Source organism: Marinifilum breve, assembly GCF_003202155.1.
Taxonomy (GTDB): Bacteria; Bacteroidota; Bacteroidia; order Bacteroidales; family Marinifilaceae; genus Marinifilum; species Marinifilum breve.
This window is the reverse complement of the sequence record NZ_QFLI01000003.1, coordinates 117,312-138,767: the sequence shown is the minus strand read 5'-3', so window position 1 is coordinate 138,767 and position 21,456 is coordinate 117,312. Positions and strand designations below refer to the sequence as shown.

22 protein-coding genes are annotated in these 21,456 nt (G+C 34.3%); 12 read left to right on the top strand and 10 right to left on the bottom strand.

Going from position 1 to position 21,456, the window contains the following annotated elements; all coding sequences use genetic code 11:
• The first annotated feature begins 220 nt into the window (after window positions 1-220).
• Window positions 221-679, top strand: coding sequence for a hypothetical protein (locus DF185_RS08180; RefSeq protein ID WP_110360266.1), 459 nt, complete (start codon window positions 221-223; stop codon window positions 677-679).
• Window positions 680-739: 60 nt separating this feature from the next.
• On the opposite strand, the gene DF185_RS08175 is transcribed toward DF185_RS08180, so the two are convergent.
• The 3 genes from DF185_RS08175 to DF185_RS08165 form a co-directional block, all read right to left on the bottom strand.
• On the bottom strand, window positions 740-1,195 hold the full coding sequence (locus DF185_RS08175) for a hypothetical protein (protein ID WP_133250000.1): 456 nt from the start codon (window positions 1,193-1,195) through the stop codon (window positions 740-742).
• A gap of 123 nt (window positions 1,196-1,318) precedes the next feature.
• A complete protein-coding gene (locus DF185_RS08170; RefSeq protein WP_133249999.1) occupies window positions 1,319-1,684 on the bottom strand; it encodes a hypothetical protein in 366 nt (121 codons plus the stop codon).
• Between the two features lie 174 nt (window positions 1,685-1,858).
• Complete coding sequence (locus DF185_RS08165; RefSeq protein ID WP_110360263.1) at window positions 1,859-2,551, bottom strand: hypothetical protein; 693 nt, start codon at window positions 2,549-2,551, stop codon at window positions 1,859-1,861.
• Window positions 2,552-3,390: 839 nt separating this feature from the next.
• Between DF185_RS08165 and DF185_RS08160 the strand changes: the two genes are divergently transcribed.
• The 6 genes from DF185_RS08160 (at window position 3,391) to DF185_RS08135 (ending at window position 9,037) form a co-directional block, all read left to right on the top strand.
• Complete coding sequence (locus DF185_RS08160) at window positions 3,391-5,034, top strand: S41 family peptidase (protein WP_110360262.1); 1,644 nt, start codon at window positions 3,391-3,393, stop codon at window positions 5,032-5,034.
• 127 nt (window positions 5,035-5,161) lie between these two features.
• On the top strand, window positions 5,162-5,761 hold the full coding sequence (locus DF185_RS08155; protein WP_110360261.1) for an energy transducer TonB: 600 nt from the start codon (window positions 5,162-5,164) through the stop codon (window positions 5,759-5,761).
• A gap of 98 nt (window positions 5,762-5,859) precedes the next feature.
• Window positions 5,860-6,636 (top strand): hypothetical protein, encoded by a 777-nt coding sequence (locus DF185_RS08150; protein WP_110360260.1) that lies wholly within the window; start codon window positions 5,860-5,862, stop codon window positions 6,634-6,636.
• Between the two features lie 63 nt (window positions 6,637-6,699).
• The gene (locus DF185_RS08145) at window positions 6,700-7,614 is read left to right on the top strand and encodes a DUF5694 domain-containing protein (protein ID WP_110360259.1); all 915 of its coding nucleotides are present in this window, start codon (window positions 6,700-6,702) and stop codon (window positions 7,612-7,614) included.
• Between the two features lie 96 nt (window positions 7,615-7,710).
• Entirely contained in the window at window positions 7,711-8,109 is a 399-nt protein-coding gene (locus DF185_RS08140) for a hypothetical protein (RefSeq protein ID WP_110360258.1), read from the top strand.
• 61 nt (window positions 8,110-8,170) lie between these two features.
• Entirely contained in the window at window positions 8,171-9,037 is an 867-nt protein-coding gene (locus DF185_RS08135) for a YihY/virulence factor BrkB family protein (protein ID WP_110360257.1), read from the top strand.
• A 65-nt stretch (window positions 9,038-9,102) separates the two neighbouring features.
• Here the strand turns inward: DF185_RS08135 and DF185_RS08130 are convergent, their stop codons facing one another.
• The gene (locus DF185_RS08130; protein ID WP_110360256.1) at window positions 9,103-9,777 is read right to left on the bottom strand and encodes a PrsW family glutamic-type intramembrane protease; all 675 of its coding nucleotides are present in this window, start codon (window positions 9,775-9,777) and stop codon (window positions 9,103-9,105) included.
• Window positions 9,778-10,055: 278 nt separating this feature from the next.
• A complete protein-coding gene (gene pheT / locus DF185_RS08125; protein WP_110360255.1) occupies window positions 10,056-12,503 on the bottom strand; it encodes a phenylalanine--tRNA ligase subunit beta in 2,448 nt (815 codons plus the stop codon).
• Between the two features lie 219 nt (window positions 12,504-12,722).
• On the opposite strand from pheT, the gene surE reads away from it, so the two are divergent.
• The 3 genes from surE to lpxB all read left to right on the top strand — a co-directional run bounded on the left by surE (window position 12,723) and on the right by lpxB (window position 15,034).
• Window positions 12,723-13,496: a 5'/3'-nucleotidase SurE gene (surE, locus tag DF185_RS08120; RefSeq protein ID WP_110360254.1), complete on the top strand. Its 774-nt coding sequence runs from the start codon at window positions 12,723-12,725 to the stop codon at window positions 13,494-13,496.
• Window positions 13,480-13,779: a hypothetical protein gene (locus DF185_RS08115; RefSeq protein WP_110360253.1), complete on the top strand. Its 300-nt coding sequence runs from the start codon at window positions 13,480-13,482 to the stop codon at window positions 13,777-13,779. Before surE ends, DF185_RS08115 begins: the two co-directional genes overlap by 17 nt.
• Window positions 13,780-13,903: 124 nt before the next feature.
• Window positions 13,904-15,034, top strand: a complete 1,131-nt coding sequence (gene lpxB / locus DF185_RS08110) for a lipid-A-disaccharide synthase (protein WP_110360252.1) — start codon at window positions 13,904-13,906, stop codon at window positions 15,032-15,034.
• A 2-nt stretch (window positions 15,035-15,036) separates the two neighbouring features.
• Here the strand turns inward: lpxB and DF185_RS08105 are convergent, their stop codons facing one another.
• The 5 genes from DF185_RS08105 to DF185_RS08085 all read right to left on the bottom strand — a co-directional run bounded on the left by DF185_RS08105 (window position 15,037) and on the right by DF185_RS08085 (window position 18,892).
• Complete coding sequence (locus tag DF185_RS08105) at window positions 15,037-15,780, bottom strand: GIN domain-containing protein (RefSeq protein ID WP_110360251.1); 744 nt, start codon at window positions 15,778-15,780, stop codon at window positions 15,037-15,039.
• The gene (locus DF185_RS08100; RefSeq protein ID WP_110360250.1) at window positions 15,777-16,877 is read right to left on the bottom strand and encodes an acyloxyacyl hydrolase; all 1,101 of its coding nucleotides are present in this window, start codon (window positions 16,875-16,877) and stop codon (window positions 15,777-15,779) included. Before DF185_RS08100 ends, DF185_RS08105 begins: the two co-directional genes overlap by 4 nt.
• A gap of 173 nt (window positions 16,878-17,050) precedes the next feature.
• Complete coding sequence (locus DF185_RS08095) at window positions 17,051-17,554, bottom strand: GIN domain-containing protein (protein WP_110360249.1); 504 nt, start codon at window positions 17,552-17,554, stop codon at window positions 17,051-17,053.
• Window positions 17,551-17,790 carry a hypothetical protein gene (locus tag DF185_RS08090; RefSeq protein ID WP_110360248.1) on the bottom strand — a complete coding sequence of 80 codons (240 nt, stop codon included), beginning with the start codon at window positions 17,788-17,790 and terminating at the stop codon, window positions 17,551-17,553. The genes DF185_RS08095 and DF185_RS08090 overlap by 4 nt, the downstream gene beginning before the upstream one ends.
• On the bottom strand, window positions 17,777-18,892 hold the full coding sequence (locus DF185_RS08085; RefSeq protein WP_110360247.1) for an acyloxyacyl hydrolase: 1,116 nt from the start codon (window positions 18,890-18,892) through the stop codon (window positions 17,777-17,779). The genes DF185_RS08090 and DF185_RS08085 overlap by 14 nt, the downstream gene beginning before the upstream one ends.
• Before the next feature lie 97 nt (window positions 18,893-18,989).
• Between DF185_RS08085 and gldF the strand changes: the two genes are divergently transcribed.
• Together gldF and gldG are read left to right on the top strand one after the other, a co-directional pair.
• Complete coding sequence (gldF, locus tag DF185_RS08080; RefSeq protein WP_110360246.1) at window positions 18,990-19,721, top strand: gliding motility-associated ABC transporter permease subunit GldF; 732 nt, start codon at window positions 18,990-18,992, stop codon at window positions 19,719-19,721.
• Window positions 19,715-21,427, top strand: coding sequence for a gliding motility-associated ABC transporter substrate-binding protein GldG (gene gldG / locus DF185_RS08075; RefSeq protein ID WP_110360245.1), 1,713 nt, complete (start codon window positions 19,715-19,717; stop codon window positions 21,425-21,427). The genes gldF and gldG overlap by 7 nt, the downstream gene beginning before the upstream one ends.
• Window positions 21,428-21,456: the final 29 nt, after the last annotated feature.

The following is a 21,456-nucleotide window of genomic DNA, read 5'->3' as shown; positions in this document are numbered from 1 at the left end:
ATGAAAGGTGTTTATTGATTTCTGGGAATGTTTTAAGTATTGGATTTACCTGCTTATAGAGTTGATTGATAGGTTTATGTCGCTTCTGTTTTATTAGGAGTTTTTATAGAGTGATAGTCGATAAACAAACAATAATAGATTGTTGTTATGTATTTTGATTACATTAGTTCTAGCTAAAGTTTTAACCCGAGATATAAATCAAAACTATAAACCCAATTGTATGGATGATATCATTACTACCCTTTTTAGCGGACTCACTTATGGTGGAGATGTTAAGATTTCTGTTATCAATTATGCCTTGTTGGCTGTTGCTATAATGCCTTTTTTTCTTCCTAATATGAGAACAATTGCGAAAGGCTGGACCATAGTTCTTGCAATTGCATTTGTAATTCAATCCTTGTTCTGGTTTGTATTGGGGGCTCAAGGTATTTCGATTGTTTGGAATGTTCTTGCAGGAATGTTAGTGCTTGTGGCATTCAGACATAGATTGTCTTTATTGATGAAAACAAAATGGATGATCGTAGCTTCAATAACTGCGGTTATGCTTGCAGATGTTTATTTTGGTCTGATCTTTCCGCTTATTACTACAATAGCCCATCTGGCAGCCTTTCTTTTAGGGATAACATTGTACTTGCTTGCAGGGTTTAGAAAGGATAGAAGCGCATCTTTGTCTTCTTGACTTTAATTTAAAGTAACAACAAGGGCTGAATCTTTTTGATTCAGCCCTTGTTGTAATGTGTTACCATTTGCCAAGTGAGGCAATGTATTCGGTAAACCTCTTTTTTTGTTTGTCGGTTTTGGCACGATGCGATTTTCGTATGGCGCGTTTCACTTCCTTGGTCGATACATAGTTGTCGTCAACAAGTTTTGCAGCTTCTACAGGTAAGAGGGTTTCTCTTTTTAAGCGAGATGTTTTCTTGGCAATTTTTATGAGCAGTTTGGTTCTTCGCGATTTTGTAGCAATTTTGGCATATTCGATAAAATTGGAATAGTTCGCCTTGGTTTTGAAGGCTTGCTTGCCAATTTTTCTGATTACATAGTTGTGATACATGCTCTGTTCGTAAATTGTTTTCAATTCACTCATCATCTCTTTTTTGCTCAGCTTCTTTTGTGTGTTTGCTTTTGTCTGTGCACTTATGTTTATACTTATAAAAAGACATATCAGCACGGTAAGGGTAATTTTAATTTGTTTCATGTGTGATTTGTTTGGTATTTGTATGGGACGAACTCATACCAATATTTGTTACATCAATTATGTACTAAAAAAATATCACAATTGTTATATTGTGCAGGTGTTCTTTTATTTAACCTATTAGGGTTATAATGAATATTTTCTATGCTTTAAGCGTTCTGGGTATTTTTTTATTATCATGTAAATGATTAGGAACAAAAATGGTCCGATACGCATGTGTTGTCCTTGGTAGTTTGAATTTATGTCCTGAATTATAGCAGAACACTCAATACAAATCGCACAGGTTGTAAGTAGCATGAATCCACAAGTTAGTGGAAAAAGTAGCCTGTCCCTTTTGGTATATTTAAGCAATATTGCACCTGTAAAAAAGTAAAAGATGTAGCCTGTAATCGTTGATGTAAGGTGAGTTTCGTTTGAGCTACCTGCATAATCGAACAAGGGGAGAGGTAAGGCTTTTAACCAGATGTTCACATATTCAAAATTGGGTGTCATGTTAAAGGTAAATCTAAGCATACTGCTGAAAACTAATCCCAATATTGATAGGCTTACAAAGATTTTTTGTTGGGTGTTCAATGCTTTAAGGTTTAAATTCGTAAAAAACACCCACACTGTCTTTCGAAAGTGCAGGTGTTCTAACTAAAATGATATGAGAAAAATTGTTTAGTCTTATTCAGTTTGTTCTGTGGTTTCGGTTTCTTCTGCCTTTTTGCGAGTTGCTGGATCAACAATCATTCTTGCCGATTTGTAAGACAGGTAGAACTCTTTGTCATCAATGAAGAGTTCCATCATTGGATCGATTTGGTTGCTGATTAAGCTCTGAATTTGATCGATATTGTCTTCGATCAATTCGTTGGTGGTTTTGCGTTCGCTAATCAGTTGGCGAGGTTCAGTCAATACCTTTTCGTAATCTGTAATTTCAGTACTAAGCTCTGCAGTCAATTCTTCGGTTAAACCAAAATCTGCAAGCTCTGTTACAATAGGAGAAATATGATCTTTAAGGTTTTTAGAGTAGTCTAAAACTTCCTGATTACGCATTTGTTGCAAGTATGAATTACTTACATTGTTTACAAAGTTGTTAAGGTTTTCGTTTTTAATAACGAAGGAATATACTTTAAGAATGTTGCTGACTTTTAAAGCCACAGCAAGTAGTTCGGTGCGAGCTAAATTTTTATTGCCTGAAGGTTTACTTGGTATACTTCCAGCTTTCGTAATTAATTCATTGGTGTTGCCAATTAGGTTGGTTAGACTGGAGAACATTTTTCCCATTGCGGGAATGTGTGCAAACTTTGCCTGGTTGTTGTTAAGGGTTAATTGCACTTGTTGAAAAGCATTGTGCCTTGCTGTAATGTTTTTATTCATTTTGAGTAAATCTTAATAGTTTATGATTGGTTAGTTAAGTGGGTGATTCGAAATTAAAAATAATTTTTTAATTAACCGTAAAAATTATTGAAAAATAATCATAAATATTTTAGATGGTATTTAATAGATGTTTAAAGTTTAGTATGTTCTTTGTTTATATGTCTTGAAATAAGAGGTGTGTGGTTGTGGTTTTTGTATTGTTTGGATGTTGTATTATAAGCATTATAATTAGATCTTTAGTGTTTTTTGAAATATCCTATTGAGTGATTTATTTCCTAATGTAGGTGTGTTTTAAAAAGAGGTATTTTGGTGTGGTGTTATTTAAAGTTAATTAGGCTTGATTGAGGTATAAAGTCTTTAAAGGCAATATCAAAGTCCTTTAAGGTCACCTCAAAGTGTTTCAAGGTGATTACAAAGTGTTTCAAGAAGAACTCAGAATGCTTCAAGCTCATCTAAAAGTGTTTTAGGATGATCTCAGAATGTTTCAAGTTCATCTCAAAGTGTTTCAAGGTAATTACAAAGTGTTTCAAGATGATCGTAGAATACTTCAAGCTCATATCAGAGTGTTTCATTAAGAACTCAAAGTGCTTGAAGGCCATCTTAAGGTATTTTACGATGAACTCAAAGTCTTTCAAGTGGTGCTTCGTAATATTCAAGACAACATTATCTCTTATTTCGTTAATCTATAATGCAGTGTAAAATATTTACTGCTTTACTTTGTTAGGGGATTATTGTTTTGTACTTTCAGTGGCGAAAATTGGATGATTCTATCATATATTCCGATAAGTATTATGAGATTCATTGATATACTTCGCTAACAAATACCACAATCAATATACATGAGAAGATTCTTTTTATTACTCGTTATTGTTGTTTTGAATAATAGTTTTACAATAGCGCAACAGAAAATTTCAGAAACAGAAAAGATAGTTTCACTAGGAAAAATATACGGATTCCTGAAATATTATCATCCAGAGGTGGGGAAAGGGAATTTTGATTGGGATAAAGAATTCATTAAACAACTACCTAGAGTGATAAATGCGAAGAACAAAGATGTATTATCAGAGATTTATTGTAGTTGGATTGATAGTTTGGGAGCGGTTCGCGAATGCAAAAAAGGAGATAAAGGTGAAGAATATTTTGATAAAAACTTTGATTTATCTTGGTTACACAATGATTCGATATTCAATGAAAAACTGATAGAAAAACTTAAGTATATAGAGAAAAATAGATTTAAAGGGAAAAACTATTATGTGACTTCGGAATTAAATGGGAAAATAAAAGTTACAAATGAACCAATTTATGAGAATATTGAATTTCCTAGCGAAGATTACCGGTTATTGGGTTTGGTTAAGTATTGGAATATTATAGAATATTTTTACCCATATAAATATCTTACCGATCAGAATTGGAATTCTGTGCTCGCTGAGATGATTCCTAAATTTCGAAATGTATCGAATGTGAAAGATTATCAGAATACGATCAGAGAATTAATAGTAAAGTTAGATGATGGGCATGCTTGGGTTAACTTTAGCGATAAATGGCCCTTATACCTTCCTGTTAAAGTAACTAGCATCAATAATAGAATTGTGATTTCAGAATATTTTAATGATTCTTTAGCAAATCAAAATAATTTAAAAATTGGTGATGTAGTACTGAAAGTCAATCAGATTGATATCGAAAATATAATAAATGAAAAAATGAATTATGTTTCGGGTTCGAATAAGAATCAGAAACGAATCAATGCATGTAATGCTATTTTAAGAGGAGAATCGGATTCTGTAACACTAACTATTGAAAGGGCCGGGAAGGTGTATGATGTTAATGCAAGCAGATATAATTTTAAGAAGTTTAAGTATTACAAAAATAGAAAAGTAATAAAATCAAGAGAGATCCACTCTGACATTGGTTATTTGAATATGGATTTTATTGAAGAGAATGATGTTGCTAAGGTGTTCAAATTATTCAAAGCTAAAAAAGCCATTATTATTGATTTGAGGAATTATCCGAATTTTATTTACAGATCGGTTTCAAAACAGATTAATTCTGAGAATAGAATCTTTTCAAAATATTATAGTCCTGAGATTACTTATCCGGGAAGGTTTAAATACTCTTACTTAAGAACTGGCTCTAAAAATAAAAAATCTTACAAAGGAAAGGTAATTCTTTTGGTGAATGAGAAAAGCGTAAGTAGATCAGAATTTACAGCTATGGCATTTCAAACAGCCGATAATGTTATAACGGTTGGGAGTCAAACAGCCGGAGCAGATGGGGATGTTGTCAAATTTAATTATATGGGAGGTTACAAGACGGCCATAACTGGTAATGGAGTTCTCTATCCGAAAGGTGAAGAAACGCAAAGGGTAGGAGTTAAAGTGGATGTTGAAGTAAAACCAACCATAGAAGGATTAAGAGAAGGGCGTGATGAGGTATTGGAAAAGGCAATACAATTGGCTAAAGAGAATATCAATTTAAGCTTGTAATGAAAGGAAAAGAGAATGTTTGTGTAGAGAGAACTGGTTGAAGGCTTAAATTAACAGGAAATTGGAATCGTATTAATTATTATTTTTAAAGCTTACCCAAACTACAAACTAAACTAACCCAAACCATATGAAGAAACACACTTCTTTACTGATCGCATTTCTTGCGATTGCAAACTTGATTTATTGTCAAAACCGTGATACGGTATACTATTCCAATGGCTTGATAAGAAGCATAACTATGGAGGTTGGAGAAAAGAAAGAATTAATTGTTCTGAATGACTTTAGTGGTCAAGATATAATGAATAAAGGTGACTTTATTTATGAATATTTTGATTCGGAGATGTCAATGACAAGGTATTTGGATATTCAGAACAAATCGATTCTTAAAGAGTACTGGATTAACCAGAGTGATACAATTTTTAATAGTGCGAACTTTGACGATGGATTTATTAATTTAGTTATTTCATATCATAGAAAAGTATCATCAAAAGTTAAATATCCAAAAGGTGCCAGAAAAAGAGGTGTCCAAGGAAAAGTAATGATAAGCTTTATTGTTGACAAGAGCGGAGAGATTAAGAATATAAAACCCATAACGGATATTGGTTATGGTTTAGAACAATCAGCAGTTGAGGTTATAAATAGGAAACTGAATTTTGGTAAAATCTGCTTAGAAGGTAAACCTGTAAGTTGTTATTTTAAATTACCAATTAATTTTATTTTAAGATAAAGAAAATAAGATAATGCAAGATTGTAGCTCAAGTTAAGTTATCGAGCAAAACCATCGCAATTAATAAACTTAAATGAAAGGGATAAATAACCAACTTGATGAAGAAATTAACTATTCTTTTACTATTGACTTTTAGCATTAAGGCCTTGTTTGCTGATTGTGCTTTGAGTGGAATGGAGTTTTTACCCAAAGAGCGAGAGATAAGTCTCAACTCCATGTTTATTATTCAAGGATACTCGTTAAGCCAGATTACCATTGCAAGCTTCGAGAATAGAAAAATATTTTTGGAGAGTTCAGAAGGAGAGCTGATAGAGTTGAATCTCCAGGAAATTTTAAAGGGGAAAATGGAATTGACACAAGCCAGCTTCCTTCCATCAAAAGAATTGAAGCCGAATACAAGTTATACTTTAAAGTATGCCAATCAAACAGAATCGGAGACTCAAGAAATGCAAGAATGGAATTCGGAGATTAATGATTTTGAAGTAGTACGTTGGAAAACAACAAATAAAAAGTCGGTGAAATCATTGAACCCTAACTTGAGAATTACTTTTGAGAAAGCGGATGTTATTCAATATGGTTGTGGCCCATCGGCAAATGCTATTTTTAATATAGCGAACAAAGGTGAATCAGAGATTTGGTATAGAACCGAGTTTGTTGACCTTTCGACTAAAGAAAAGACGGTTTATTTTATCACAGAATGGAAAGATAAATTATATGTTGGACATGGAATGTGTGCAGGAGCTTTTACGTTTAATGAAACGGGGAAATATAAAGTTAGATTCACACCAATGAACACCGATGGAGAAATGTTGGAGACAACTAAATGGACCACCTTCGAAAGTCCTTTTGCTACAGATAAAAATCCTTTTAAATAAAAGATATTTGAACTACTTATTTTAAAACTAACCCAAACTACAAACAAAACTAACCCAAACCATATGAAGAAACACACTTTTTTATTGATCGCATTTCTTGCGATTGCAAACTTGATTTATGCTCAGACAGAGAAAGAGGTAAGCAAGGTATATGTGCTAGGAACTACTCATTCGAACCACCTGGTTTCCGATTTTGCCTACACATTAAAAGATGTTGAGAATGTAATTGAAACCATAAAGCCTAATTTAATTTGTATTGAAATGACGCCCGAAGCTTTGGGGAGTGATTATGAAGGGTATTTTCCGCCAGAGAATTCGGTAATTATAGAATTCGCCAAGCAGCATGGCATTAAACTTTGCCCTGTAGATTGGAGATACAACTTAAAGGAGGAACCCGAAACAAAAGCTTTATCAGCAGAAGCGAAAAAAAGAATTCAGGCTACAAGAGGGAAGGTTGACCAATTGGCAATTGGTTATTTGACTCAAAACAATTGGGAAAACTACTTTGATTTTATTCAGAACAATAAGGAATTTCAGCAAGCCATAAAAGAACAGCACGATACCAAGATTGAACTGTTGGGCGAGGAGAGCGATGGGTACTGGATAAGCAGAAACAATAAGATTGTTGAAAACCTGAAGCAATCTATTGAGGAGAATCAGGCCAAAACTGTTTTGGTAAGCATTGGGTTACATCACAAATACATACTGGAGGAATTGCTTGCTGCCAATGCTAATGTTAGGGTAAAAGAAATGCCAAGCTACGAAACATCGGAAAACAGTAAAGTAAGCGATGCGGTGATAAAAAGATGGCAAAGAAACTTAGACAAGCTGAATGAAATGTTGAACGATGAAGAGGTTTCTGAGGTGTTTAAGAATAAAATTAAGCAATCGCACAGAATCAAGGAATTGAATGATTTTATCAGCTCGGAGGGAGTTGCGAAGATTGAAATCAGACACATGTTTGAGGGGGAGAAGTAGAAGGGAGTTTTTACGAACGATTAAAGACATAAGAAAGCGATTCGAAATATTGGAGAAATAGAGTTCCTAAAAATGATTTAGATTTTAAAAGAATATATGGACGTAAAGATTTTAAAAGTTTTAACTGTGCTTGCTTATGTATTTATTACATGGACAGGCACTCATCTTGGAGGTACTTTTGGGTATTATATCATTTTTGGTTTGATGGATATTCATTCGGTTCTTTTCTCAGCTTTGTTTTTATTGATTTTGATTTCCTTTTTATATAGTGCATTCAAACCAATTAAGAAATATGATTGGCACGTGTTTTTGCTGGGAGGTATTGTTTTATGTGTTCCTATATTTTATCATACCCATGTGGTTTTATCAGAGTTTAAGAATAGGGGAGATCATGTTTTCTTTCTTACAGCATGTCCGTTTTTAATCATATATGGAATAACAGTGTTTCGAATTAAAAGATCTGCGAAAGCCGAGAATAAATTTAAATCCTTGTAAAAAAGAGTTTAATTTGTGCGCTGATTGCATTGCAGGATGATAATTTAAACTCAATTTGTTTATGATGAGATTTGTAAAAGAGCTTTTTGACCATTTCTTTAATAGTAATACATTCCAAAAGGGAGCAGCCTTATCGTACTATGCGGTATTTTCAATATTGCCAATGATCGTAATCTTGATTTCGGTATTGGGATTGTTCTTTGGGAAGCAGGCTGTTTCTGGGGAAATTTATGCCCAGATGAACGATGTATTGGGTCATGATGCTGCTACTCAAATCCAGAATTTAATTAAGAATCAGCATGTAAATCACAATAATATTTTAACCACATGTATTGGTTTTCTTACCTTGGCATTAAGTGCATCGGGTATGTTTACTCAGGTACATGGTGCATTTAACGACATCTGGAATATCAAATCGAAACCAAAGAGCAGTATCCTGAATTATATCAGCATGCACTTTGCATCTTTTTTAATATTAATCGGACTGTTCTTTCTCATTTTAATTAGTGTGAGTCTGAATGGCTTTTTGCTTAATCATGCCAATGGTATGCAGAAAGCCTACCAGTTATTGTACCTGTACGAACACTTTGTATCTGTATTGGTGTTTAGCCTTGTTTTTGCTGTAATGTTTAAATTTTTGGGCGATGCAAAAATACACTGGAAAGCAATAGTTCTTGGTGGATTGTTTACTTCCTTGCTATTTACTTTTGGGAAAGTAGGAATCGGAATGTATATCAATCATAGTCATATTTCAACAACTTTTGGTTCGGCTAGTGCCATTGCCATTTTAATGCTTTGGGTGTATTACACTTCTCAAATTCTATTTCTGGGAGCATCCTTCGTTTCGGTATGTAGTAGTAAATTGGGCTTTGATATTTTACCTACAAGCAATGCGGTAAGTGTAGAGCATGTTGAGCTTGAGAACTAATTTCCTTTAAATAGATTTGCAAAAAAAAGCTTGTATGCGTAATACAAGCTTAGGTTGATCTTCAATTATCTGTATCGAAATATCGATTTGTTATTCAATTCGGTCATTTTCCCATTGGTTTTGTACATCAAGTAAATTAGGAATGGGAAGAAAAGGATTAGTACCCAGTTGATTTGTACCATTAGAATAAAGTCGTAGATACCATGTACCAGGAATGGGACAAAGAATGCCATTACAAAAAGTGGTAGTCTACTGCCTTTCGAAAACTTGGCCAAACCGAGATAATAACCCATCATAATGCCAAACATGGCGTGTGCAGGAACTGCGGTGAATGCTCTTGCGATTCCGGTGCTCATTCCGTTCGAAAATACATACATGATGTTTTCTACCAAGGCAAAGCCCAGCGATACAAAAACGGCATATACAATACCATCGAATCGTTCGTTAAAGTTTGGATTCTTCCATACCAAAATGTAAACCGCCAATAGTTTAAAGGCCTCTTCGCACAGGGCTGCCACTAAAAAGGCATTCCCAAACGCATGTCCTATTTTACCTGTAAAAATATGAGGTAGAAAAGAGGATACAGCTTGCTCGGCAAATATTACGGTTATGGTGATAATCATACCTGCCAGAAGGCCTTTGCCCAATAAAGAAAGAGGTTCTTTCTCGTATTTATCGCGATAGTAAATGTAGAATAGAATAATAGCTATTGGTGCTACAGAGATTAGTAGAAGGTTCATGTTTTATGTATTTCAGTATGAAGTTACCAAAATTAGGAAAAGGAAAGTCAATCCCCAAGGACAAAGCTCAAATTCTCCTGCTCCTGTAAATTTGAAATTTACAGGTTTTGTGAAAGGATTTTTAATCCACTACAAATGAGAAATTGCAAATTTCATATTCGACAAACCTCAGATTACAAATCTGAGAGAGCTATGTAAACTTGGAATTTAAGGAGTATTTACACATAAAAAAAGCCGACTCCCAAAGGAATCGGCTTCTCAGTTTTATTTGATAACGATTAACGCAACTCAGCGCCAATTTGTTTTTCGTAGCTCTTGATTAACTTCTGCATGATCTTGTCAATCTGCTTGTCGTTCAATGTCTTTTCAGTATCCTGAAGAATGAAACTAACTGCGTATGATTTTTTATCTGCACCAAGTTTTTCACCTTCGTAAACGTCGAACAATGAAACGGATTTCAATAACTTCTTCTCGCAGTTGAAAGCAATTGTTTTGATTTCAGCAAAGCTTACCGATTTGTTGATTAACAATGCAAGGTCACGCTTTACAGCTGGGTACTTAGGCAATTCGGTATATGAAACCTTATTTTTCATAGCTTCCTGAATCAATAAAGCCCAATCGAAATCAGCGTAGTAAACCTGAGTGTCAATGTCCATTGCCTTCAAGATTTTTCCACTAACCATACCCATTTCAACCAAAACTTTTTTCTTAATACCGTAGCTTAATCCTTCGGTAAACTGATCGTTTTCGGTTTCTTTGATTCTTAATTTCTCGATATTGAAACCAAGACGTCTTAAGATATTTTCAACGTAAGCTTTCATGTGGAAGAAGCTTGTTGGCTCTTCTTTCAAGTTCCAGCTAGTTGCAGTTTTGTTACCACACATGAAAACACCCAAGCGTTCTTTTTCAAAGTAGTTGTCAACCGGGTTTTCGTTTTCAGGATTCACAATGTGCTGGTATGATTTACCGAACTCGTAGAATTTCAAATCAGAATTTCTACGGTTGATATTGTAAGCTACACATTCCAAACCACCAAATAACAATCCTTGACGCATTGCGTTCAAGTCAGAACTTAATGGATTAAAGATGCGAACCGTGTTTTCTTGTTTAAAGCTTTCCAATCCTTCATAGTATGAAGCTTTGGTCAACGAGTTATTCATGATTTCGTTGAAACCAGCAGCTGTCAACATATCAGCAATGGTATTTCTTAGCTTGTGCTCGTCAATTTTTGGTGCATAGCTTAATGAAGCATTTACTTTTGAAGCTACTTCAATATTGTTGAAGCCATAAATACGCAATACTTCCTCAACGATATCAGCTTCACGCTTCACATCTACTCTATATGGAGGAACCAAAAGGTTCAATGTGTCACCATCTTCTTTCTCAACTTTAATTTCTAAAGCTTCAAGAATGTTTTTGATGGTTTCTTTTCCAATCTGTTTTCCGATCAAGTTTTCGATACGCTCAACGCTTACTTCTACTTTGAAATCTTCAACAGGATTTGGATAAATATCGATAACCTCAGATGCAATTTCGCCACCTGCAATCTCTTTGATTAAAAGAGCAGCACGTTTCATTGCATAGATTGTGTTGTTAGGATCAGTTCCACGCTCGAAACGGAAAGAAGCATCGGTGTTCAAACCATGACGACGTGCAGTTTTACGAACAAATACTGAATCGAAGTATGCACTTTCCAAGAAAATATCAGTAGTAGTTTCGCTTACGCCTGATTCAATTCCTCCGAATACACCAGCAATACACATTGGTTCATTTTCGTTGCAGATCATCAAATCTTTCTCGTTCAATTCTCTCTCAACTTCATCCAATGTTTTGAATAAGGTTCCGTCAGCAAGTGTTTTTACAACTACTTTACCATTTGTTTTTGCATAATCGAATGCGTGCAATGGCTGACCAGTTTCAAACAATACGTAGTTGGTAATATCCACTACATTGTTGATTGGACTTAAGCCAATTGCTTTCAAACGATTTTGCAACCACTCTGGTGATTCAGCAACTTTAACGCCGCTGATACAAACTCCTGAGTAACGGTGGCAAGCTTCGTTATTTTCTACCTTCACATCGATAGGGAAGTTGTTGTTGTCAACTTTGAAATCTTCAACTGAAGGAACTTTGTAATCAATCTCTTTTTGCTGTTTTAGGTATGCAGCCATATCGCGAGCAACACCAATGTGTGATGCACCGTCAATACGGTTAGGAGTCAAGTCAATTTCAATGGTCAAGTCATCCTCAATGTTGAAGTATTCAGCAGCAGGAGTTCCTACTTTTGCATCTTCAGGAAGAACCATAATTCCATCGTGACCTTTACCAAGGCCGATTTCGTCCTCAGCACAAATCATACCCATCGAAAGCTCACCTCTAATCTTTGATTTCTTAATGGTAAAGCTATCATCGCCATCGTACAAAACTGTTCCAACTGTGGCAACCACTACTTTTTGTCCTGCAGCCACATTAGGTGCACCGCAAACAATAGGTAAAAGTTCGTCGCCGTTAACATCAACGCTTGTAATGCTCAAATGATCTGAGTTGGTATGAGGTTCGCAAGTCTTTACTTCACCAATTACCAATCCTTCTAAGCCTCCTTTAATTGATTGGAATTTTTCAATTCCGCCAACTTCCAATCCAATTTGAGTTAGAATCTCATCCATTTCTGCAGGAGAAAGATCAATGTCAATATAATCTTTCAGCCATTTGTACGATACCTTCATTTGTATGTATATTTTATCAGATAATTATCAAATTATACTTGTAAACAGATGCAGTTTGTCTACTGTTTACAAGCTTACAAAAGTAGAAATTTTAGGCTCAAGTACCAAAGAACATCTAAGGATAAAGTGTTTAAGTTTTTGTTTACTTTAAATCTGTATGATTGGAATTGCTTATTGACCCAAATTCGGATATATTTGTACAATTATCAAAATTGAAATATGAGCGATAAACCAATAATACTTGTTACTAACGATGATGGATTAAATGCCAAAGGAATTAAAGCTTTGGTGGCAATGGTTAAAGGATTTGGCGACATTTATGTCGTTGCTCCAAACCGTTCTAATTCCGGAAAATCAAATTCTATAACGGTAGAAGTGCCTATCCGAATAAAAAAGGTTCGCGACGAGGAAAATCTGCACATTTATTCTTGTAAAGGAACTCCGGTTGATTGTGTAAAATTGGCTTTGAACAAGATTTTACCTCGAACTCCTGATTTTCTGGTATCAGGTATTAATCATGGTGCAAATACATCGGTTAGTGTGCTTTACTCGGGAACCATGGGAGCAACTATTGAAGGTTGTTTGAATGGAATTCCTTCTATTGGATACTCACTTAACGATTTTAGCGCAGATGCTGATTTTTCGCAAAGTATTAAATATGGGCGAAAGATTTTTGCCAATTTAATTGAAAAAGGATTGGAAAGAAGCGTTTGTTTGAATGTGAATTTCCCTAAAGGAGATATAAACGGTATTCGTGTTTGTCGCCAGGCAGATGGACGTTGGAAAGAGGAGTTTGATCACAGACAAGATCCTTTTGGAGGCGATTATTATTGGTTGACAGGTTACTTTAAGAATGCAGAACCGAATGCTGAAGAAACAGATGAATGGGCAATTAATAATGGCTATGCATCAGTTGTTCCTACAAAAATAGATATGACAGCTCACCAATTGGTGGAAGACCTAAAAACTTGGGATTATGAAGTCGAAGATTAATTCTACTATTTTAGGACTTGTTATTGGTTTGCTTGTACCTGTGTTATCAATTTTGTTGGCTTATGTGGTGCGTTTTCAGGATGAATTGACCATTAAGGAATTTATTGACAGTTTACTAATTTACAGGGTGTATACTAAGGTAATGGCTTTAGGAGTATACTTTGGAAATATTGTTTTTTTCTTTCTGTTTATTAAAACCGATTTGTTGAAAGCGGCTAGAGGTGTACTGTTGGCTACAATATTGTATTCTTTTGCCATAATGGTTTTTCGTTTTGGATTTTAATAACTGATACGTAAGAAAAATAAGATTTGGTGATTGAACCCAAATCAACAAGTAAGTATTGAATTGTGAGAATTTAATTCTCAACTCATTCCCGATAACTGTCGGGATCATAATTCAGAATTCCATGAGATATTATATTATAGCAGGAGAAGCATCAGGAGATCTACATGCTTCGAACTTGATGAAAGAAATAAAAAATGAGGATTCGGCAGCCGAATTTCGATTCTGGGGTGGCGACCTTATGCAAGCACAAGGCGGTGAATTGGTAAAGCATTATCGAGAAACAGCTTTTATGGGATTCTTAACTGTGCTAAAGAATTTGGGAAAGATTCGAGCGAATTTTTCTTTGTGCGAGAAGGATCTTTTGGAATACAAGCCTGATGTTTTAATTCTTGTGGATTATCCTGGATTTAATTTACGAATGGCAAAGTTTGCAAAGGAAAATGGAATTCGTGTTCATTATTACATATCACCAAAAATTTGGGCCTGGAAAGAGGGGAGAGTAAAGAAGATTAAAGCTTATGTTGATCGCATGTTCACTATTTTTCCTTTTGAAACAGAATTCTACAAAAAGCACAATTATGAGGTGAGTTTTGGTGGAAATCCTTTGTTGGATGCCATTGAAAATCGTCCAAACAAAGATGAATCATTTGAAGACTTCACGGCTAAAAACAATCTGTCAAATAAACCAATTGTAGCCTTATTGGCTGGAAGCAGAAAGCAGGAAATAGAAAGAATACTTCCTGTAATGTTAGATGTTGTTGGTGATTTTCCAGATCATCAGTTTGTAGTTGCTGCAGCTCCTTCAATTACAAAGGAATTTTATTCACAAGTAGTGGGCGATAGAGATGTGAAATTTGTTTACGGACAAACCTACGATTTATTGCAGCAGTCGAAAGCGGCATTGGTAACTTCGGGAACTGCTACTTTGGAAACTGCTCTTTTAAGAATTCCTCAGGTGGTTTGCTATATTACTGGTGGTGGCAAAATTCTTTTTGCAATTGGCAAGCGATTGCTAAAAGTAAAATACATTTCCTTGGTTAATTTGGTGATGGATCAATTGATTGTGAAAGAATTGATTCAACATTACTGTAACAAGCAAAGTATTAAACAAGAGTTGAAAAATATTTTAGAAGAAGGAAACTACCGTTCGGAAATGCTTGAGAACTATCAACTATTAAACGAAAAGTTGGGTGGAGCAGGAGCTTCTGCTCGATTTGCCAAGATGATTGTTGAGGATTTAAAGTCTCAATAATATTACTGTGGTAAAACTTGGCCAGAAGCTTTTTGATTATTGACTTGAACTCTGTTAACGGTAATGTATGGATTTCCTTTATAGTAAACATTGCCTGAATTGTAGAATGTTACATTTAGGCTGTCGTTTACCCAAATATGGGCATTACCAAGTCCGTTGTGACCAATTCTCATTTTATCAGTTTCCAATTCATTAGCGAATATATTGTTACTACTATTTAGTGTAAAATTAGCGTTATTGCATATGCCTTTAAATGTATGTTTACCAGAACTTGATCCTCTACTGTCAAAGCTAAAAGTATCGAATTTTAAGTTTAGATTCATTTCTACAATGTCAGCTTCTTCTGTCAGGAATATTGCCATTTTATCACCTGAAAGAGTTCCCTCAGTTTGAAGATTGCAAGAAGTTTGAAACTTGATCTCCTTAAGTTCGGAGCAATGAATTTCTAGTTTTGGAATTTCTAAGTTGTGTAGCCAATTGCTATAATCATGCTTTATAGTCAGCGTATTTTCCTGATCAGTAAATGAAAATTTATCAAGGATATTTTCTCCTCCTTTAAAATAGATAGAGTGACTATCATCCTGAATGATGGTAATTGAGAAAATGCCCTCAAGTACTATTGTATTAAATGTTTTGGTTTCGAATAGCACATCGGTTTCTGTTCCGCTGTCTTCCAGAGGATTAATGAATGAACAGGATGAATTAAGTAAGTAGAATAAAATGAGTAAGTAATGGATGATTTTCATGACTTTTTAGTTTTATTAAAATAATATCCAATACCAAATTCTATATAATCCGATTGGTCTAAATATGCTTTCAATCCAAGATTAATTAGCAGGTGTTTGTTGATTTTATATCTGAAAGCAAGTCGATTATAAAGAGAAGAGGAGGCTGGTTTAGATTGGTAATATGTATAAACTCCTACTTGAGCTGAAAATGAAAGACGGCTAAATACAAAATCATGTCCTATAAATATTCCCTGGTAAATCCTATTTTCGAAATCAGTTTCAGGAGAAAGGTTCCAGTCCCCTCGATTAATAGATTCATCATAGAATAAATCAATCCCAAACCCTAAACGATGCTTTGAGTTAATACCCCATAAGTATCCTGTGGATAGATTGCTCACATAATAAGTGTGAGGATCGTTAGCACTTTTTTCCTTAAAAGCATGGTTTGAAATAAAGAAGAATTCATTGTCTAATTTGGGATATAAAATATCAACCTTTCTGATTTTTTTTCTTTTTCCCCAATCTATTGAAACTCCTATGTTGCTTGTGATGTAGTTGAAACCACTATTAGGATGTTTGGTTGATCCATTTGAAATATGACTAAAATAGATGCCTCCAATTAGACTAAAGGGATCTAGTTCATATTCTAGTTGAAAATTTAAATTTACATGAGCATTGTATTTTGATCCAATTAATTTATTTGCATAGTTTTCTACTGGATGAAATGGTTTAGAAACTATGCCAATTCCTGTACCTATGCTTGTAAATAGGTTTAGGTTTTTCCAGTTGCTCAAGCGAAAAGTAATGTATGGGTAGATTGAATTTATTTCTCCAAGTACTTCATCACTTCCCAGAGAACCTTGATAATAGGCTATACCAATCTCACTTACTGAGTATTGATTGATCCAGCTTTTATTTGGATTAGGATGGATTCCAATCCTTAATTCTTTGGCAGATAGCTTGTCTTGAATGAGGTAGTTTAGTTCTGGAGTTTTAGGAACACTCAATCCATGATGATATATAAGGCTTGTACTTAAAGTTCTTTGTTCAAGAATTTTCTGAGCAAAGCCACAATTCCAATAAAAGATAAGTCCAATCAGTAGAATCCACCTCATACCGTCCAATTGTTACATATTTCAAGCGGGTTGAAATATTTCTGAATACATTACATGTGAAATGTTAATCCTGAAATTTGAGAGATTACCAAAGTAACCTTCCCAAGGATTAATACATGTGATGGGTTAGTAGCACTATTTAAATTACTTTAAAAGAGTGAAACAACAAAATATTATTTTTCTTGTAATACTTCTCCAGTTGGATTCTGATTGTTAACCTGAATTCTTTTTACGGAAATTTCAGGAGTTCCTTTGTAGTATATGTTACCACTAGAATATATGGTTACATTGAGTTTATCTTTTGCCCAAACATGAGCTTCTCCGATACCATTTTGAGCCAGACTTATGTTGTTACTTTGTAAATCTCCTGCTTTAATATTAATTACACCATTAAGGGTATAGTTAGTGTTGGGGCAGATTCCAAAAAACTTAAACTCACCAGTTGCAGAACCAAATGAGTGAAACTTCATGCTGTCATATTCTAAATTCAAATGCGTTTCAACAAGTTGTGATTCTGAATATACAATAATGTCGAGATGATTTCCACTAAGCTTATCTATACTTGAAATGTTTGCCGGAGCTGAACAAGTTATTTTAGTTACTTCTTTTAAATGAACTTCTGCCGTAATTAAATCAAAATTACGAGCTTTGTTGTTGTATGAATGGTCAATTGTCAATCTGCAACTTTAATATTTGTTTTTGAAACTAGATTTTCCCCTCCTTTCAGTACAATAAATTCTTCACCATCCTGAATAATTTGAATCTGAAAAGTATTTAAGTTTTCAATTTCACTAACTCCGTTTATATCTATTCTCTTTTCTATATATTCTCCCTCACTTTCAAAAGGATTAAAAGAACTGCAAGATGAAAGACAGTATGTTGCTAAAATAATTAGTAGGCTAAGGTTTCTCATTACTCTTTGTTTTTAATCTATAACCAATCCCCCATTCAATATAATCGGCCTTTCCCAAGTGAGCTTTTAAACCTAAACTGGCTAAAAAATGTTTGTTTATCTCGTATTTTAATCCAACTCTAGTGTATATAGGTTTTTCTGGTTTTGTTTCGAAAAGTGTATAAGCTCCTATGTTTGCAACTATGCTAAATCTTTGTATAACCAGTTCGTGAGATACGAAAACAGCCTGGCTAAAACGATCTTTAAATTTGGTTTGAGGATCAAAATCCCATTTTCCTCTGTTTGCAGATTTATCGTAGAAGAGATCGATTCCCAGTCCTATTTTCTGTTTGGCATTTATGCCTCTTAAATATCCCAGGCTTATACCTGTTTTGTAATATTTGTGATCATCTTTTTCTGCTGTTTGTTTTATACCATTGTTCCAAACAATTACAATTTCATCATTTAATTTTGGATGGTTAAAATTTGAATGGCTCCTAACTGGTTTATGAAAATCATTAAAATGATATTGAATACCAATGCTTGCAGTAGCCATGTTAAGACCTTTGTTAGGTACTTTTATTGAACCATTTGAAAGATGCTGAAAACCTAATCCAGCACTAGTAGACCACTTACTGGTGAAACGATACGAACTACTTAAAAGAAGTTTGAAAAAAGCATTGAATTCTGATCCTATCGCTACATTTGTGTAATTCTTTGTAGGATGAAAGTGTTTCTTGGTATGTGCAACTCCGAAACCTGTTTGTAAGCGTAAACTTACTTTCTGATAATTTTTAAGATTAAAATTGATATATGGAAATATGGCATTCGTATTTCCCAATACTTCATCATTACCTAGACTTCCATGATAAAATCCCAACCCTATTTCTGGTTGATTGTATAATTTAGACCAGGTTCTCTTTCTTGAAGGCAGAAAGCCAAAATTCAGCTCAATAGCACTAACTTGATCATTGACTAAATAACGGATTGATTTATGATGAGGTAAAACCACACCATAATGATACCTAATGCTTGTTGTAAAGATATCGTTGCTACTATTCTCTTGTGCAGTACTGCATTTGAAAATTAAAATAGAGAGTATAAGTAGTAGGTAATTTTTCATGTTCAAATTTATGTAAATTAAATGAATTGAAAAACAAATTTTTTCTACTAAAATAATTTTGCAAATTTGTGGTAGTATAGTAAAACACACACATTTTATGCTAGCACTTCTAATAAAGGAGTTCCGAACTTTTTTCAGTTCTCTTACTGGTTACCTGATTTTATCAGTTTATTTAATAGCAACAGGATTATTTGTATGGGTATTTCCTGGATCTACAAACCCATTGGATACAGGATATGCAAATCTTGATGTTTTGTTCGAGATGTCTCCGTGGATATACTTGTTTTTGATTCCTGCGGTTTGCATGCGATTGTTCGCAGATGAGAAAAAACAAGGCACCATAGAACTGGTATATACGAGACCTTTAAAGGAGATGGAAATTGTACTTGCAAAATATTTTGCTGCACTTTTGGTGATTTCTGTTTCTCTATTGTTCTGTCTAATTTATTATTTCTCGATTTATTATTTGGGAAATCCTGTTGGTAGTATCGATTCAGGAGCTTTCTGGGGATCGTTTATTGGGCTGTTTCTTTTAGCGGCCGTTTATGTTGTAATTGGTGTTTTCTCTAGTTCGGTAACCGATAATCAAATTGTTGCATTTTTACTTGCGTTGATTCTGTGCTTTTTGTTTTATACAGGCTTCGATTATTTAGCTGATCTGATCATCTTTCGGAGTGTGCAATCCGATATTTACAATTTAGGAATCCAGGAACATTATAAATCAATTTCTCGAGGGGTAGTTGATTCAAGAGATCTGGTTTATTTTATAGGTGTAATTGTAGCTTTTTTATTGATTACAAAAACAGTTTTAAAAAGTAGAAAATGGTAAAAGAGAAAGCTATGATTAAAAACAAAAGGAAGCAAGATATTCTCAATTTATTGATTTCACTAATTGGATTAGGAGTTCTGGTTCTAGTTCTTCAAGTTTATTTTTTTCGTATTGATTTCACGGCTGAGAAAAGGTATACATTATCAGATAATACCAAGCAATTGGTAGGTTCATTAGATAAGGATTTGTACTTTGAAATTTATCTGGCAGGAGATTTGCCTCATGGATTTAAAAAGCTTCAGAAAGCAAGTATTGAAATGCTTGATGAATTGGAGGCTTATGCAAATGTGAACATCAATTATGCCTTAATTAATACCAGTGATATTCCTAATCCCAAGCAAAGGAACGAAATGTATGAACAGCTGGCTGCGCGAGGGTTAAAACCAACCAGTTTGCAAGAAAGAACTACCGATGGAAGTTTAAAGCAAAAGATTATTGTTCCTGGAATAATAGTTCATGATACAGAGAAAGAAACTTCAGTTCATTTGTTGAAAAATGTGACTGGCTTATCAGCTGAAGAAAATTTGAATCATTCCATTGAAACCATAGAGTTTGAGCTAACTAAGGCCATTCGAATGTTGCAAAGTAAGCAACCTAAAAATATTGCCTTCTTAATTGGGCAAGGGGAATTGAACGAATTTGAAGTTGCAGATTTTACAGCTTCTCTTCTACAAAAATATGAGGTAGATAGAATTATTGCGCAAAAACTGAATCACTCTAAAAAGAAATATTCAGCACTTGTAATTGCACAGCCAAGAAATGAATTTTCCAGAGAGGCTAAATATGAGATCGATCAATATTTGATGAATGGAGGACGAATTCTGTGGTTGGTAGATGAGGTGTCGGCGAGCATGGATAGTTTGCAAGTAAAAGAGAGCACTGTTGCTTTTTATAAGCCATTAAATATAGAAGATCAGCTATTTACTTATGGAGTTAGGATTAATCCTGATTTGGTGATGGATATTCAGGGCCAGTTGATTCCGGTTCAAACTGCACTACCAGGAGAGAAGCCAAAGTTTACGCCTGCTCCATGGTATTATTCACCTTTGCTGAATGTACCAGATCATCATCCTATTACACGAAAATTGAATGTTGTAAAAGCAGAATTTGCCAATTCGATTGATTGGGTGAGTGAGAATGCCAATGTGAAACAAACCACTCTGCTAACAAGTTCTGACTATACTCGCCTGGAAAAAGTGCCTAGTGTTGTAAGTTTAGAAATTGTGAATCAAAAGCCTAGACCGGAAGATTTTGCTGTAGGTAGAAAGAAAATTGCTGTTTTACTTGAGGGGAATTTTCAATCCGCATTTAAGAACAGAGCCTGGAAAGGAATCGATCGTAAATCATTTAAATCGGAAAGTGCTCCAAGCAAAATGATTGTAATTTCGGATGGAGACATTATAAAAAACAGGGTTCGAGGAGTTGGAAAAAACAGGCAGATTGAAGCTTTGGGATACGATAGATATTCAAGAAAAACATATGGAAATAGAAACTTTCTTTTGAATTGCATTGATTATTTGTGTGATAACGAAGGTTGGATGGAATTAAGAGCAAGAGAAGTAAAACTCAGAATGCTTGATAAAACCAAAATCAGATCGGAAAGATTATTTTGGCAAGTAGTGAATGTGATTTTGCCTTTGTTTCTACTTTTGTTTTTTGGAGTATTAAGATATTTTATGAGGAAACGAAAATTTGCAAGATCATAAATATGAGAGAGATATTTATGATTTAAAAA